This window comes from Vogesella margarita, assembly GCF_028548475.1.
GTDB classification, from domain to species: domain Bacteria; phylum Pseudomonadota; class Gammaproteobacteria; order Burkholderiales; family Chromobacteriaceae; genus Vogesella; species Vogesella margarita.
Genome location: NZ_JAQQLE010000012.1, coordinates 75356 through 88899 on the forward strand (window position 1 = coordinate 75356; position 13544 = coordinate 88899).

Sequence of the window (13544 nt, forward strand, 5' to 3'; positions counted from 1 at the left end):
CACCGGATCGGGACGTCAAACGGGGTTAGAGCTGAGGGGGGCGCCACAACCCGGACGGGTCATGGGAATGAATGGCGGTGTCGGAATAAATGGTAACAACGGCGCTGGCTGGCAACGGTTGAAATTCCAGCAAAGCCAGTACAGGAGAAAAGACTTGGCCGAGCTTGCATTCCTGCCCCGGTTTGCATGGTGTGGACGACTTGGCCTTCGATGATTCCTGGCTGCCCACCTTGTCTATCTGGCAGCAATCGTCGTGATCGGCCTGCATGCCCATACTGTGCGTCATGTCAGACTGCATCGGGCAAGGCGGGATTTGCGGCATGGCAAGTGCCGACGCACCCAGGAACGGGATCGCCAGCATCAGCACAAGAGAAAACATAAGCCGCAGCAATTTCATGGGGGCGAAGTGTATGTGAAAGTGATTGAAAAAGGAAAGCACCCAACACCAGAATAGCTGCTTTCTGATGAGCAAGCCGCTAATATTCACATGGGTTCTGACAACCTCTTTGGCCGAGCTGTCGCTCGGCCAGCACCGCTGGGGACTGATCGGCAGACCAACGGCGGCCTTCCTTCAGAAAGCAGCCGTCACATCGCATTAACTTAGTCGCGATAGCTGATGCCGTTTGGTCCCGCCCCTACCTGATAGGTACTGAGCACGCGGTGTTGACGACTATCGATCACCGACATGGTGCCGGCTTCGATATTGCTGACAAACACGTACTGCCCGTCACTGCTGATCGCCACGCCGTGTGCACCTGGGCCGGTTTTCACCTCGGCAATGGTTTTGCCGGCGGTCGGGTCGACCACCGATACGCGGTCGTCCGGTTGCTTGCTGCTACCCTGGTTGGCTACGAACACCTTGCTGCCGTCCGGGGTGGCGTACATCTGAATCGGGTTGCGGCCAACCTTCACCTTGCCGCTCAGTTTGCGGCTGGCGGTGTCGATCAGACCCAGCGCGTTTTCCGCGCTCAACGATACATAGGCCTGTTTGCCATCAGCGGCGAAACCCACCTGCACCGGGGCATTGCCCACGGCGATACGCCCGGTTTCCCGCAGGCTGGCCACGTCGATCACCGATACGCTGTCGCTCTTCACGTTGGCCACATACAGGGTGCTGCCATCCGGGCTCAGTCGCAAGCCATGCGGATAGTTGCCGGTGTTGATAGTGGCTATCTGCCGTTTGCTTGCCAGCTCGTATACCTGCACCGCGTTGTTGCCGGCATCGGTGACAAAAGCCAGCTTGCTATCGCGGTCGGTCACGACGTGCCCCGGGTGACCCGCCACCGGCAGGACAAAGCTCGGCTGGCTGCCCAGCGGCAGGTCGAACACCTGCAGCTCGCCGGCACTCTGGCCGCTGCCATGGTGGCCGGCATGAATGTTCATGCCCACCGCCAGCAGGCGCTTGCCATCGGCACTGACCTGCACATTGTGCGGCGAAATTTCCAGCGGGATGGTGGTGACATTGCCATCTGCCAGCGTGATCTGGCTGATGGAATTGCCGCGCTCGTTGGCGGTAAACACGGTGCCGGATGGCGCCGCCAGTGCGGATGTGGCCGTCAGCGAGAAGGCGAGCAGCAGCGAGGCGGGAATAAGCTTGCGCATGAGGGATTCCTTTAATGATGTTGTGTCTGCCCCTTGGCGGGGATGAAGGCGGGGGTGTGCTGTCGGTAGGATTGGTAGCGCTCGCCAAACTGCGCCAGCATGTCGGCTTCTTCGTGCTGGGCAAGGCGGGAGTAGATCCAGACCAGAATCGGGAACATCAGCAGAGTCAGCAGGGTTGGCCACTGCAGCAGGAAGCCGAACATGATGACGACGAAGCCGACGTATTGCGGGTGGCGAATGCGGGCATAGGGTCCCGCCGTCGCCAGCTCATGCCGGCGCTGGGCGTGATACAGCACACGCCAGGCGGCGGACAGCAGCCAGAAGCCGGCGAAGATCAGCACCGTGCTGAGCAGGTGAAATGGCCCCCAGTGCGGATTGCCACGCCAGCCAAACATCACTTCCAGCAGGTGGCCATTGTCGTGCGACATGAAGTCGACACCGGGGAAACGGCTGCCCAGCCAGCCGGACAGCAGGTAGATGGTCAGCGGGAAGCCGTACATCTCGGTAAACAGCGCCACGATGAAGGCGGAAAACATCCCCAGCGAGCGCCAGTCTCGTGCCGACTTTGGCTTGGTGAAGCTGAAGGCGAAGATGATGAAGACCAGCGAGTTGATCAGTACCAGCCCCCATAAGCCGTAGGCCTGCATATGGTCGTTCATGGTTGTTCTCCATCCTGATCGTGCCGGTGGGGGCGGCGTGATGCCCCGCCATGGCGATGGCCGTGATGCATGAACAGGTGCATCAGCGGGCAGGCAAGCAGCAGCAGGTACGGCAATGCGCCCAGTACATGCGCCCGGTGCTCGGTGAACAGCAAGAAGCCGGCCACCAGCACAAAACCGATGAAGACCCAGTGACTGCGCTTGCCATGTTGCTCGTGTTGATCATGTTGTTCGGTCATTTCAGACTCCTTTTCCATGCTGGCTGTCATGCTCATCCGGTTTGTTGGCGGCGACGGCCTGGTCAATCTCGGATTCCGCCTGCCGTGCCAGCCGGTAGCTCAGCCAGATCACGCCCCACGGACATGCGGCCAACAGCAGTGCCAGCAACAGCGTGGCAAGCGATAAGCCAAAACGCAGCAGCACGAACACCATGATGGCAAGTGCCAGCAGCGCGCAGAGTTGGTAGGCCCGGGTCTTCATGATGCTGCTCCTTCCGCCTGGGTACTGATGCGCACGCGCTTCAGCAGCGCCGAGTTGACGATGACGGAGAGCGAGCTCAACGCCATGGCGGCGCCAGCCACCATCGGGTTCATGAGCCCCAGGGCGGCAATGGGAATGCCGATGCTGTTGTAGATGAAGGCCCAGAACAGGTTCTGCTTGATCTTGCGCATGGTGGCGCGGGACAGGCGGATGGCGTTCTCCACGTCGCGGACATCGTTGCGAATCAGGATGATGCCGCCGGTTTCCTTGGCCACGTCGGAGCCGGAGCCGATGGCGATACCGATGTCGGCGGTGGCCAGCGCCGGCGCATCGTTGACGCCGTCGCCCACCATCGCCACCACCTCACCTTCCTGTTGCAGCTGCTGGATCACCTTGACCTTGTCCTCGGGCAGCACCTCGGCAATCACCCGCTCGATACCCAGCTGTCGGGCGATGGCGCCCGCAGTACGCTGGTTGTCACCGCTGAGCATCACCACCTTGATGTGCTGCTGTTTGAGCAGGGCAATGGCTTCGCTGGCCTCCGGCTTCAGCGTATCAGCCACGGCGATGATGCCGATCAGCTTGTCTGCATACCCCACCAGCATCGCGGTCTTGCCGTTTTGCTCCAGATGCCGCATGGCGTCATCGGCCACGCCAGTGGCGATGCCCTGCTGGGCCAGTAGCCGCCGGTTGCCTAGCCAAACCGGCAAGCCATTGACCTGGCCGCGGATACCCAAGCCGGCAAGACCGGTAATGGCGCTGGCCGCCGGCAAAGTTAGCTGCCGATGGTTGGCCGCACGTACGATCGCCTCACCCAGCGGGTGCTCCGAGCCGGTTTCCACCGCCGCCGCCAGGCGCAGCACGTCCAGTTCATCGTGGACATCAAACGGCACGATGTCGGTCACCGTCGGCTCGCCGCGCGTGAGGGTGCCGGTCTTGTCGAAGACCACGCAGCTGAGCTTTTCCGCCCGCTCCAGCACCTCGCCACCGCGGATCAGCATGCCGCCGTCCGCGCCCTTGCCGACGCCCACCATCAGCGCCGCCGGGGTGGCGATGCCCAGCGCACACGGGCAGGAGATGATCAGCACCGCGATGAAGGCCAGCAGTCCCTGCGGGAAGTCGCCGGCCAGCCACCAGCCGACAAATGCCAGCACCGCCACGCTGATCACGGCCGGCACAAAGTAGCGGGTTACCTCGTCCGCCAGGCGCTGGATGTGGGCGGTGCTGGTCTGCGCTTCTTCCACCATGCGGATGATCTGCGCCAGCGCGGTGTCGGCGCCAATGCGGGTGGCACGGAAGCTGAACACGCCGGCGCGGTTGAGGGTGCCGCCAATCACGGTGTGACCGGGCTGCTTTTCCACCGGCATGGATTCGCCGGTCAGCATCGACTCATCCACCGTGGACTGGCCGGAAATGACCTCGCCGTCGGTCGCGATCTTCTCGCCGGGCTTCACCACCACGGTTTCCCCGACCATGATGCTGCCGGCCGGAATCTCCACCTCCTGGCCATCGCGCAGCACATGGGCGGTGGCGGGCTTGAGGTCCAGCAGCCGGCGTACGGCGGCGGAAGACTTCTTCTTGATGATCTCTTCCATGTAGCGCCCCAGCAGCACGAAGGCGATGATCACGGCGGAGACTTCAAAGTACACGTCGCGCTCGGCCACCTTCACCGGCAGCACGTCCGGGAAGAACATCACCACCACGCTGTAGAAGTACGCTACCGAGGTACCCAGCGCGATCAGGAAGTCCATATTGATATTGCCGGTGCGCAGCGTGTTCCAGGCACCGCGGTAGAAGGTCCAGCCGCCGATGAACTGCACCGGGGTCACCAGCAGGAACAGCCACATGCCCCAGGTGAACCATGGCAGATTGGGAATGGGCGCCCAGCTCAGTAGCGTGGCTCCGGTTGCCAACCCGAGGAAGGCGCCGGCGCGCAGCACCGCCAGCGCCAGTACCCCGGTCATGGCGATGGTGACGCGGGTTTTCATCGACTTCAATTCGTTTTCCGGCGACTCGAAGGTGCGCAGGCAGGTTTCGCTGCAGAAGTAATAGCTGCGCCCGCCACGTTCGCTCTTCAGCGCGGTGGCCTTGTTGACCACCATGCCGCAGATCGGGTCTTTGGCCTTTTCTCCTGGCTCGATTGCAGCGCTTGCAGGGGCATGGTGCTGATGTTGCGACCCAGCCGTCGGCCCCGTATCGGCCGGTGCCGCCGCATAGCGCGCGGGCGTGGCCACAAACTGCTGCTGGCAGTGCGTGGAGCAAAACCAGTAATCCTGCCCAGCATAGCGATAGTTGGCCGCAGCCTTGCTGCTGTCCACCGTCATGCCACATACCGGATCCTTGACGTGAGCCATGCCATCACTCCTTGTCCGGGGGCGCACAGTGCGCCTGGTGCTTACAACAGCGCGCCAGACACTGGCTTACCCAGCTGAATACCGTGCCGGTGACAAAGCCCCACCCCACCAGCACCGTCAGCGGGAAGAAAAAATCCCCCAGGCTGAATGGTGTCGGTGTGCGAAGCCGGCCAAAGTCCAGCCCGTGGAACAGGGCGTTCAGAAAGGCAACGCCTTGCTCCGGCCACAGCCGGTACAACAGCGCGCACACGGTGTAACTGATTGCCATGGTGATCGCGAGGCTGCGACCGGTATGCCAGTGCGAGGTCTTCATCTGGATACTCCTGCGGGAAGGGCACAGGGAGGTGTGGGTCGGGCGCGCCGCGATCAGCGCCGCGCCTTACCCGCCATGGCGGCGCCCGATTTATTGCATGGGCATCGTTTTGCCTTGCTGCCCCATCATCTGCTGCATCATGTCCATCATCTTCATGCGCTGCTCCATCATGGTTTTAGCGTCTGGGGCCCCAGCACCCATGCCCTGACACGGCATCATGCCTTTGGCCATCATGTCTTTATCCATGGACTGCATCATGGCCATACCGTCCTGCATCGACTGCATCTGCTCAGCCATGAGTTTTTGTCGTTCCTGTGGTGTCTTCGCCGCCATCATCTTGTCGTGCATGGTGCGCATCTTCTGCATCTGCATTTCCATATTGGCCGCATTGGGCTGCATCGGTGGCTGCGCGGCTAGGGTCTGGCTGGCAACGGCGGCCAGCAGCAGGGCTGCGGAAAAATGCTTCAGGCTGTTCATGATCAAAGTCCTCCAAGATGAAAAATGACGTGCAAAATGCAGCGCGATTGCGCGCCGGGCACGAGCGAAGTCGCTACGAGGCAAGGCGTCGCAGTGGCGGGAAGGCTGGATTGGCTAGTTGTTGAAGCGCTGGAACAGTAGGTGTGGTCGCGGTGGCGTGCCACCGGTGGCGGGCGGTGAAAGCAGATGGGGGGCGATGGCCGGCGCCAGCCACAGTAATGGCGGCAGCAGGAACCAGACAAGCAACAGGGTGGACAACAGCGGCAGCGCAACGCTGACATCAGCTTTGGCTAGCGGGGAGGAAAGCGTCTGGCAGGCTTGTTCGCACAGCGGAGACTGCGACGTATCGTGGGCTGCGGCGTGCCCTACTGTAGTCAGCGACTGTGCCGCCTGGGCATGGACAGCGACAGAGTCATGACTATCCGCTGCTTGCTCCTGACAACCAAGCAGCACGCCAAACGCAAACACCAGACACCATGCTGCCAGTAACAGGCGGCACAGTTGCCGGGCTCTTGCTTGGATAAGGCGCATGGTGACAGGCTCCTGTAAAGGTTGATAGCACTATAGACCGCAGCTCATTAACGGGGCTTGATGGCGGTCAATCACTTCTGGCGGGCATGGTCAGCCTTTCCGGGCCCGCTGGTTTACCGCATCGTGCTGGGCACGGATCTCGGCGGGCCACTGGCTTTTTATCCACGACAGCGCGGCGACAATGTCGGCATCACTCAGCCTGCCCTCGTATGTCGGCATGGCGGATTGGTAGTCTGGCATTTTGGCTACCTTGGCAACGCCATACTTGGTCAGCTCAAACAGCATCTCGTCCGGGTGGTGCCAAGTGTGGCCGGTCTCGTTGTGCGGCGGTGCCGGCAACATGCCTTGGCCATTGCGCTCGCGCCAGTTGGGCTGACCTTCCAGCTTGCCGCCGTGGCAGCTGGCGCAATTGGCCAGGTAAACCTGTTGGCCGCGCACAACTAGGGCGGCATCGTCCGGGCGCAGCGTGAGCGATGTCGGCCCGGGGGTCGTGGCGGTATACCAATAGAACCCCAAGCCTGCGGCCAACAGGCCGATTACGGAGGCTACGGCGACGAGTTGCTGTTTGCGAGTGAGAGACGGCATGTTTTCACGGTCGACAAAAAGTGGATAAGGCATGGCCAGGGTTTAGCTGGCCATGATGGTCAGCTGGCAGGCTGGATATCTGTGACCAGCATCTTGCCATCTTCATGACTGACCATGAAGCGGATCTTGTCGCCGACCTTGACCTGATCCAGTAGTGTCTTGTCCTTGGCGGTAAACACCATGGTCATGCCAGGCATGTCCATATGTACGATTGGACCGTGCTTGATGGTGATTTTGCCTGCGGTAGGATCGATCTTGCGGACTTCACCATCGGTCAGCATGGCCATATTGCTATTGGTGGTAGCAACCGGCGTCTGAGTGGCTTGGGCAAAAGGGCTCAGGGTTGCCAAACCCATGGCAGAGGCGAGAATCAGTGCGCGGATAGTCATCGTGTCATGCTCCTGAAGAATGAAAACGGTGGCTAGCCATCAGGCCAGCCACGGTGCGGCGTTATTTTTTGGCAACCTTGATCAAGCCCTTCATACCAGCATCGTAGTGGCCAGGGTGCAGGCAGGCAAAATCGACGGTGCCAGCCTTGGAAAACTGCCAGATCACCTCGCCCTTGGCGCCCGGGGCCAGCGATACCTTGCTTGGCTCGTCGTGCTCCATATCCGGAAATTTCTTCATCTGCTCGTAGTGTTCCAGCAATTCTTTTTCCGTGCCCAGACTGAACTCGTGTTTCACCTTGCCCAGATTTTTGATCACGAAGCGGATGGTTTCGCCTTGCTTCACCGTGATCAGAGGTGCGGAGAAACGCATGTTGTCTGTAGCATCCAGTTGAATGGTGCGGGTCACATTGGTCGCTTTGCCCGGCTGTCCAATCGCAGACTCATCATGCCCCCCAGCATGGGCGCCACCGGCAAAGGCCGAGGTAATGCCCAAGCTAGTTAGCAGGGTAATAGCGAGAAGGTGGTGGGTGGTTTTCATGTAGCGCTTTCCTGATGGTGGTGTGGTTAATGCTGTCCAGGGGGCATCCCCGGTTTTTTGGCTTTGACCGTGGTAGCGGTGGCAGCTTGCGGGTTGACCGCAGCTTGCTGCCGCGGCGCAGTCGGCAGCTCACCGCTGTATTCGTAGGCAACGGTACCAGCCGGGTGCTGGTACCAGCCCGGATCCTTGTAGTTACCGGCCGGCAGGTCCTTGCGCACTTTCAGCACGCTGAACATACCGCCCATTTCCAGTGGGCCGAACGGTCCCTGCCCGGTCATCATCGGCGCGGTGTTGTCGGGGATCGGCATTTCCATTTCACCCATGTCAGCCATGCCACGCTCACCCATCAGCATGTAGTCTGGTGCTACTTTCTGGATCTTCTGCACCAGACCACGGTGATCGACGCCGATCATGGTCGGCACGTCGTGCCCCATGGCATTCATGGTGTGGTGGCTCTTGTGGCAATGAATCGCCCAGTCGCCTTCTTCGTCAGCAATGAACTCCAGCTGCCGCATCTGACCGACCGCCACATCGGTGGTGACCTCATGCCAGCGGGTGGATTTCGGTGTCGGGCCGCCATCGGTACCTGTGACCAGAAACTCATGACCATGCAGGTGGATCGGGTGGTTGGTCATGGTCAGGTTGCCGACCCGGATGCGCACCTTGTCGTTCAGTCGCACATTCAGCGAGTCGATGCCCGGGAAGATGCGGCTGTTCCAGGCCCAGATGTTGAAATCGGTCATGGTGTTGACCTTGGGCGTCTTGCTGCCCGGCTCCACGTCGAAGGCGTTGAGCAGGAAGCAGAAGTCACGGTCGACCTCGTCGATCAGCGGGTGATTGCCCTTGGGGTGGGTTACCCAGAAGCCGTGCATGCCCATCGCCATCTGCACCATTTCGTCGGCATGCGGGTGATACATGAAGGTGCCGGGGCGGCGCGCCACGAATTCGTAGACGAAAGTCTTGCCAGGCTTGATGCTGCGCTGGGTCAGGCCGGAAACACCATCCATGCCGTTGGGCAGGCGCTGGCCGTGCCAGTGAATGCTGGTATGTTCCGGCAGCTTGTTGCTGACGAAGATGCGCACGCGGTCGCCTTCCACCACTTCGATGGTTGGACCCGGGCTCTGGCCGTTGTAACCCCACAGTTGCGCGGTGAAGCCCGGCGCCATCTCGCGTTCCACCGGTTCGGCGACTAGATGGAATTCCTTGACGCCGTTGTTCATGCGCCAGGGCAAGGTCCAGCCGTTCAGGGTGACCACCGGGTTGTACGGGCGGCCGCTATTCGGGATCAGCGGCGGAGCCGTTTCCACCGAGGTCTGGATCACCGGTTCCGGCAAGGCGGCCAGCGCCGAGCGGGCCACGGTGGCACCGACGACCGCGGTGGCGGCACCGGCAACGAATTGGCGACGGGATGGATCGATACTCATGGATTACCCTTTCAGTGGCCAGCAGCGGCAGGGCTATCGCCGCCACCTGCTGCCAGAGAAACAAAACTTTCCGGAACATGGCCCAGCATCACTAATTGCAAATCGGCTTCCGCAAGCCAAAAGTCCCGCAATGCATTGATCGCCTCTACCTGGGCTAATGCACGGGCACGAGACTCTGCCAGTAACTCCCACGTATTCATAAGCATGCCGTTGTAGCGCAGTACGGTTTCGTCGTAGATGAACTGTCTCAGTTTAAGAACCTGCTGCTGACTATCCTTGGCCAGGGTATAGGCTGTGCGATAGGCGCTGTAGGCCAGCTCGGCGTTAGCACGCATGCCGATTTGCTCGCCTAATGGCAAGGTATCCGCCACCTTATTCAAACGAGTTTGTACGGCCTGCTCGGATAGCATGTTCGTAGGCAAAGAAGGCAGAGAAGCCGGTAGCGCCAATGTCTGTGGCGTACTACGGTTCCACTGCTGCAGAGACTTGAGAACCGATGCACGACTTTGCAGTGCGGTGTACTGGCTGCGTTGCCATTGCTGCAGAGAGGCAAGACGGGACAATTGCTGCTGGGCATCCTGCAGCTTGCTCCAGTTACCTACTTTCGCAAGACGGGAGCCGAGTTCTGCCGCAGCTTCATCCGCTTGCATGGCTTCTTGCTGAGAAGGCAGGCCTTGTTCGACAGCGATCGCTGCCAACACGGTTTTACGCGTGGCATGAGCAATGCCGATTACTTCATCAGCATCATCAATCTTGCGTAGCTTTGAGAGGGACAGCGCTTGCCATTGTCCACTGGCAATTAGCCCCACCTCCGCACGCCCCAGTTGAGACATGGGCTTAGCTAAGTCTGGATGGGTTTGCCAAGCTAGGTATACGGCATCGTCAATACTCTTCAACGACAGGGTGGCTGGCTTGTTGTCTGTAGTGTTAGTAGAAACCGAATTGGCTTGCTCCCACTTCAGTACATCTGCATGCCCTCTAGGGAACTCCGCTACTTGCTGATTGGCTTGGCGCCACTCGGAATCAGGCGTTTGCTGTGCCTGTGCCAAGCTAGCCAGCAAAAACAAATGACTTACGAGTAATATTTTTTTGTTCATGCACCTGGCTCCTTCCCTGCCCGCTGATGTCTTGTCATGGTCAAGGCTTAAGGTTCTGAAATATGCATTGCGATTCTGTCTTACCAATATGAACAGGAACCTGACAGCTGGATTACAAATTTGTCATTTTCATCAGTTGTCTAATGTGGGCAGAGTGATTGCGCTCATCAGGTCCTAAAAAATTGCTGAAAAATAATAGTGAAGTGAAGCACACAGAGAAGGTCAGAAACACGGACCTTCTCTGTGATACACAGTAGTTAGCCGATGTAGCGCGCATCGCCAGATTCACGCTTCGAGATGTAACGTGCATCACCACCTTCGCGGCGAGCAACCATGTACGGCGCATCACCGCCTTCACGGCGAGCAACCATGTATGGCGCATCACCACCTTCACGGCGAGCAACCATGTATGGCGCATCACCACCTTCACGGCGAGCAACCATGTATGGCGCATCACCACCTTCACGGCGAGCAACCATGTATGGCGCATCACCGCCTTCACGGCCGGCAACCATGTACGGTGCATCACCACCTTCGCGGCCAGCAATTTCTCCTGCTTGGGCAATGCCAGTCAGTAGCGCAAAAAGAGATGCAAGCATTAGCTGTTTTTTCATGATTCAATTCCTTTTAAAACTAGGTAATAAATTTGGTGAACAAGTTGTAAAGCTATTCCGCCTTATTCATGCATATGCACTAAATTGCCCAAGCTTCGGAGCAAATCCATCTGCGAGAAAATAACTTGAGCAGGGCCTATTTTTTTACTCCCTGGTAGTGTTTTGCACGACCTGAGCAAAACGTGCATTTCAGGTTTTGTTGTCATCACTTTAGGAGAAAGAAGCAAACAGAAAGCTGACACTCAGATTACAAATATGTCATCTAGAGCATGGCGATGCTGGTTAGTGGCAAACTACAAGAGTGCGGAAGAGGAGTACGCTATGAAAATTCTGATCGTTGAAGATGAAGTTAAGACGGGTGAATATTTGCGTCTTGGGCTGTGCGAGGCAGGCTTTGCCGTAGACCTGACACATGATGGCGTGGATGGATTGCACTTGGCGTTGGAAGGCAATCATGATCTAGTGATTCTGGATGTGATGCTGCCTGGCATGGATGGCTGGCAGGTACTCACTCAACTACGTCGGCAACAAAAAACCATGCCAGTGCTGTTTCTGACAGCCCGGGATCAAGTTGAAGACAGGGTGAAAGGACTGGAACTGGGCGCGGATGACTATTTGGTAAAACCGTTTTCCTTTGCCGAGCTGTTGGCACGAGTACGTATTATCCTGCGTCGTGGCCGGGGAACAGTCGAAGTAACTACTTTGCAGGTTGCCGATTTGGAGCTGGATCTGCTGCGCCGTCGCGTTAGTCGCGACGGAAGACGCATTACGCTCACCGCTAAAGAATTCGGCCTACTGGAACTGCTGATGCGTCGCCAGGGCGAGGTGCTGCCGCGTTCACTGATTGCCTCGCAAGTCTGGGATATGAACTTCGACAGCGATACCAATGTAATCGATGTCGCCATGCGGCGGCTGCGAGTCAAGGTGGACGACGATTTCGATCTCAAGCTCATCCATACCGTACGTGGTATGGGGTATGTGCTGGAAGCATCGGAGGAGAAGGCGTGAAGCGAAGGTTTTCGCTGACGACACGGCTGACCATGTTCTATGCAGCAGTGTCGGTACTGTTGCTGACAGGCCTCGGCATCTTGGTCAGCGTGATGATCAACCAGCATTTTGCGGAACAGGACGCCGACGATCTGCGCGACAAGCTAGGGCTGATCCGCGAAGTGATGAGTACATCATCCAGCATTCCAGCCTTGGCCGCTCGGCTGGATGATGTGGTACACAATCACCGTGACCTGTATGTCCAACTGCAGAGGCTGGACTACCCAGTTTACGCCTCCAAGTCACCAGCCGCATTTCACTTTCCTTCACAGGACATCGATGCTAGTCAGCAAATGGTGAGTTGGCAGCATGGCGGCATTGACTATCACGGCATGTGTGGTGGTGGGCAACTCGCCGATACTGACCGCACAGCACTGACTATCTGCGCCGCGATCGACACCCGGCGGCACCAACATTTTATTGGCATGATTGGTCAGTCACTGGCCGTGTACATCCTGCTGTCAGCTCTGGTTGGTGGTTTGCTGGCCTGGTGGGTGGCGCACAATGGTCTGGCGCCACTGCGTGCCATGAAGGCCAGGGCACAGGCTATTACCGGCCAGCGCCTGGAAGCCCAGATGCCAGTGGAGTCCGTCCCCGTTGAAATGGCCGATCTGGCCGAGTCGCTGAACGCCATGCTGCGCCGGCTACAGGAGGAGTTCCGCAAGCTGTCGGAGTTTTCGTCCGACCTTGCTCACGAGTTGCGCACGCCCATCAGCAACCTGCTGACCGAAACACAGGTGGCGATCTCCATGCCGCGCTCAGCCGACGAGTATCGCGACATTTTGGCGTCCAATGCCGAGGAGTTTCAGCGGCTGGCACGCATGGTGTCTGACATGCTGTTTCTGGCCAAGGCCGAGCACGGCTTGGTGCTGCCAAGCCGGGAGCGTATCGCCATCGAGGACGAAGTGGCGGCCCTGCTGGATTTCTACGATGCGCTGGCGGAAGAGAAAAACATCCGCTTACAGCAGACAGGTAGTGGCATGATTTGGGGCGACCGCCTGATGCTGCGCCGGGCACTCAGCAATCTACTGTCTAATGCTTTGCGTTATACCCCGACGGATAGCGTGGTCAGTATTAGCATTCAGCAAGATGAACATGGTACTGCAGTCAGTGTCGGCAACCCCGGCCCCTCCATTCCGGCTGCTCAGTTGCCGCGACTGTTCGACCGCTTCTTTCGGGCAGACTCCGCCCGGGTGGCAGCGGAGTCTGATGGCTCCGGGTTGGGCCTGGCCATCACCCGCTCGATTGCCGAGGTGCATGGTGGCAGTATCGGTGTCACGTCGGTTGACGACTGGACCTGCTTCACACTGCATTTCCCTGATCACGCCTCACCCGCGGCCTGATCGGGTGGCTCCGAATGATGACAGTCGCCTTCCTGCCCTCTGGCCAAGCCGTGCAGGATGGGCAGTCAGGGCGGCAGTCCCCGCTGCAGGG

The 13544-nt window shown here is 59.0% G+C and carries 17 protein-coding genes; 2 read left to right on the top strand and 15 right to left on the bottom strand.

Annotation, left to right across the window (positions count from 1 at the left end; translation table 11 throughout):
• Positions 1-25 precede the first annotated feature (25 nt).
• The 15 genes from PQU96_RS13115 to PQU96_RS13185 all read right to left on the bottom strand — a co-directional run bounded on the left by PQU96_RS13115 (position 26) and on the right by PQU96_RS13185 (position 11063).
• On the bottom strand, positions 26-397 hold the full coding sequence (locus tag PQU96_RS13115; protein WP_272772853.1) for a hypothetical protein: 372 nt from the start codon (positions 395-397) through the stop codon (positions 26-28).
• A 203-nt stretch (positions 398-600) separates the two neighbouring features.
• Positions 601-1602 carry a YncE family protein gene (locus PQU96_RS13120; protein WP_272772855.1) on the bottom strand — a complete coding sequence of 334 codons (1002 nt, stop codon included), beginning with the start codon at positions 1600-1602 and terminating at the stop codon, positions 601-603.
• A gap of 11 nt (positions 1603-1613) precedes the next feature.
• Entirely contained in the window at positions 1614-2261 is a 648-nt protein-coding gene (locus PQU96_RS13125) for a methyltransferase family protein (protein WP_272772856.1), read from the bottom strand.
• Entirely contained in the window at positions 2258-2500 is a 243-nt protein-coding gene (locus PQU96_RS13130) for a DUF2933 domain-containing protein (RefSeq protein WP_272772857.1), read from the bottom strand. The genes PQU96_RS13125 and PQU96_RS13130 overlap by 4 nt, the downstream gene beginning before the upstream one ends.
• A 1-nt stretch (position 2501) precedes the next feature.
• Complete coding sequence (locus PQU96_RS13135) at positions 2502-2741, bottom strand: hypothetical protein (RefSeq protein ID WP_272772858.1); 240 nt, start codon at positions 2739-2741, stop codon at positions 2502-2504.
• Positions 2738-5095, bottom strand: coding sequence for a heavy metal translocating P-type ATPase (locus PQU96_RS13140; RefSeq protein WP_272772860.1), 2358 nt, complete (start codon positions 5093-5095; stop codon positions 2738-2740). The genes PQU96_RS13135 and PQU96_RS13140 overlap by 4 nt, the downstream gene beginning before the upstream one ends.
• A gap of 4 nt (positions 5096-5099) precedes the next feature.
• Positions 5100-5408: a DUF5676 family membrane protein gene (locus PQU96_RS13145; RefSeq protein WP_272772861.1), complete on the bottom strand. Its 309-nt coding sequence runs from the start codon at positions 5406-5408 to the stop codon at positions 5100-5102.
• Between the two features lie 90 nt (positions 5409-5498).
• Positions 5499-5885 carry a hypothetical protein gene (locus tag PQU96_RS13150; RefSeq protein WP_272772862.1) on the bottom strand — a complete coding sequence of 129 codons (387 nt, stop codon included), beginning with the start codon at positions 5883-5885 and terminating at the stop codon, positions 5499-5501.
• Positions 5886-5999: 114 nt separating this feature from the next.
• Positions 6000-6416 (bottom strand): hypothetical protein, encoded by a 417-nt coding sequence (locus tag PQU96_RS13155; RefSeq protein WP_272772863.1) that lies wholly within the window; start codon positions 6414-6416, stop codon positions 6000-6002.
• A gap of 90 nt (positions 6417-6506) precedes the next feature.
• Positions 6507-7034 (bottom strand): c-type cytochrome, encoded by a 528-nt coding sequence (locus PQU96_RS13160; RefSeq protein ID WP_272772864.1) that lies wholly within the window; start codon positions 7032-7034, stop codon positions 6507-6509.
• 26 nt (positions 7035-7060) lie between these two features.
• On the bottom strand, positions 7061-7390 hold the full coding sequence (locus tag PQU96_RS13165) for a copper-binding protein (protein ID WP_272772865.1): 330 nt from the start codon (positions 7388-7390) through the stop codon (positions 7061-7063).
• A 61-nt stretch (positions 7391-7451) separates the two neighbouring features.
• The gene (locus PQU96_RS13170; RefSeq protein ID WP_272772866.1) at positions 7452-7928 is read right to left on the bottom strand and encodes a cupredoxin domain-containing protein; all 477 of its coding nucleotides are present in this window, start codon (positions 7926-7928) and stop codon (positions 7452-7454) included.
• A 26-nt stretch (positions 7929-7954) separates the two neighbouring features.
• The gene (locus tag PQU96_RS13175) at positions 7955-9352 is read right to left on the bottom strand and encodes a multicopper oxidase family protein (RefSeq protein ID WP_272772867.1); all 1398 of its coding nucleotides are present in this window, start codon (positions 9350-9352) and stop codon (positions 7955-7957) included.
• 11 nt (positions 9353-9363) lie between these two features.
• On the bottom strand, positions 9364-10449 hold the full coding sequence (locus PQU96_RS13180; protein ID WP_272772868.1) for a hypothetical protein: 1086 nt from the start codon (positions 10447-10449) through the stop codon (positions 9364-9366).
• Between the two features lie 257 nt (positions 10450-10706).
• Positions 10707-11063 (bottom strand): hypothetical protein, encoded by a 357-nt coding sequence (locus PQU96_RS13185; protein ID WP_272772869.1) that lies wholly within the window; start codon positions 11061-11063, stop codon positions 10707-10709.
• A gap of 321 nt (positions 11064-11384) precedes the next feature.
• Here PQU96_RS13185 and PQU96_RS13190 point away from each other — a divergent pair, with 321 nt between their 5' ends.
• On the top strand, positions 11385-12071 hold the full coding sequence (locus PQU96_RS13190) for a heavy metal response regulator transcription factor (protein WP_272772871.1): 687 nt from the start codon (positions 11385-11387) through the stop codon (positions 12069-12071).
• Positions 12068-13453, top strand: coding sequence for a heavy metal sensor histidine kinase (locus PQU96_RS13195; protein WP_272772872.1), 1386 nt, complete (start codon positions 12068-12070; stop codon positions 13451-13453). The genes PQU96_RS13190 and PQU96_RS13195 overlap by 4 nt, the downstream gene beginning before the upstream one ends.
• Positions 13454-13544 lie beyond the last annotated feature (91 nt).